Raw genomic sequence first — 1,582 nt, 5'->3', positions numbered from 1 at the left:
AAAGTGTTTGCGGACGCAAGCCTGCCAAGACTCACCCTATAAAACTAGGACGCTGTTTCTCGGTCGCTTACATCGCAGCGATCCCAAGACGTCGCATCTCGACGGGTTGAACCTGTCGCGCGCGTGGTGCTGGCGCCTGCTGGAGCCGGCGTTGCCGGAACCGCTGCGCCCGCTGGCCGTGCGCGCCTGGTCCGACCATATCGAGGCATCGCTGCCCTATGCCGTTGCCGGCGACTATGTCTCGACACACTGGCTGGCCTCGTTCGCGCTGCTGGCGATGGCCGAGCCGGTCGGCGGCTGACGCCGCCACCTTGCCTTCAGTCCAGCGCGATATCCCCGTACCAGGATTCCGCCTTGCTCCTGGTGTTGTCGGAATCGGTCATGATGCCGACCGCAACCACTCGCCCGGGATCGGTGCCGAACGCCTTGCGGTAGTCCGCGCGCAGGTCGCGTTCGTGGCATCGCCACTCATTGGCATGCTTCGTGCCGCTATCGACCACGATCATGCGCACACGGTCGGTATGCGGATTGGCCACCACCGAGCCTTCGGCGCGCTTGCCGCCCCAGATGTACATCAACGTGGCGTAAGGCATTTCGCGGCCGGTGGTGAGCCGTGCCATCTCGTACATCAACTGGTCTTTCAGCGGCAGGCTGCCCTTGTCGCCGTCGAAGGCGACGAACAGGCGCAGCGGAGAATCCTCGCGCGGACCGTGGCTGTTGTCGGCATTGCGGATGATCCCGCTGGTCTTCCAGCTCCAGCGGACCATGCCGGCATCGCGATCGTGCAGCGGTACATAGAGGCCGGATGCCGAGCTATCGGCCTGTGCATGGACGACCACGCGCTGGTCGACTTCGGTCATCGCATAGCGGGTGGGGATCTTGTTGCGGTTGATGGTCCATGGCTGCCAGCCGACCGGCAGATGTCCTGCGCGTTGCGCCACCGAGAACAGTGGAAGCGTAGGCAGCGTCGTCGGCGCGGCGTCGGTCTCCTCTCCGTCTTCGCCTGCATCGGCCTCCACAGCGCGGCCGTTAGCCGCTGTGAAGGAATTAGCCGGCGTGGCCGAAAGCAGCTCGCCCTGCTCGGTAGCGCGCTGCGTCTGCGCGTACGCCGCCATGCGCTTGGCAAAAGCCTGGCAGTCGACCGCGGAAATGCTGCCCGCCTGTGCCGAATCAGTTTCGGCGGTGGATAAGCCTGCGGAACCGGGGGGATTGGATGCGCATCCTGCCAGCATCAGCGCGCTGGCGGCGCCAGTAAGAACCAGCCGAAACGCCTTGGCCGTCATGTAACCCCTCGAATCCCGGAACTGGCCCTGCTTCCTTGGCAAGGGCCTGTCTATTGCTCACTGCTTGCTGCTTGATGCAAACGGCTTCGTGCCGCTCGTGGGCACTTGGGAGTTGAACATAGCAGAAGGTGTGTGGAGCAGGAATGCTGGGGTACCCGGAATGCAGCGGGAAAACAACGGGGATTGGGAGCGGGTGCCGTTGATGACGACGAAAAAACCAAAGCAAAAACCCCTCGCAGCACACGCTGTCGAGGGGTTTTGCACAATAAGAGCCTGGCGATGACCTACTTTCACACGGG

At 63.4% G+C, this 1,582-nt stretch carries 3 protein-coding genes; 1 reads left to right on the top strand and 2 read right to left on the bottom strand.

Features of this window, described 5'->3' with window-relative positions:
* Positions 1 to 301 (top strand): DUF2891 family protein (locus tag K309_RS41390; protein ID WP_156914555.1); only part of this gene is annotated, 301 nt, incomplete at its 5' end.
* A gap of 16 nt (positions 302 to 317) precedes the next feature.
* Here the strand turns inward: K309_RS41390 and K309_RS0134845 are convergent.
* Together K309_RS0134845 and K309_RS43700 are read right to left on the bottom strand one after the other, a co-directional pair.
* Positions 318 to 1,283, bottom strand: coding sequence for a DUF3047 domain-containing protein (locus K309_RS0134845; protein WP_029050467.1), 966 nt, complete (start codon positions 1,281 to 1,283; stop codon positions 318 to 320).
* Positions 1,284 to 1,340: 57 nt separating this feature from the next.
* The coding region (locus K309_RS43700; protein WP_232232659.1) for a hypothetical protein at positions 1,341 to 1,582 on the bottom strand (242 nt) is incomplete at its 5' end.

Origin of the sequence: Cupriavidus phytohabitans (assembly GCF_000426345.1) — a bacterium.
Taxonomy (GTDB): domain Bacteria; phylum Pseudomonadota; class Gammaproteobacteria; order Burkholderiales; family Burkholderiaceae; genus Cupriavidus.
Note: the sequence above shows the minus strand (reverse complement) of the source record. Positions and strands in the feature narration are given on the sequence as shown.

What these genes read in the sequence shown, in the direction of transcription:
- K309_RS0134845 (WP_029050467.1), bottom strand. Translation starts at nt 1,283, where the DNA reads ATGACGGCCAAGGCGTTTCGGCTGGTTCTTACTGGCGCCGCCAGCGCG.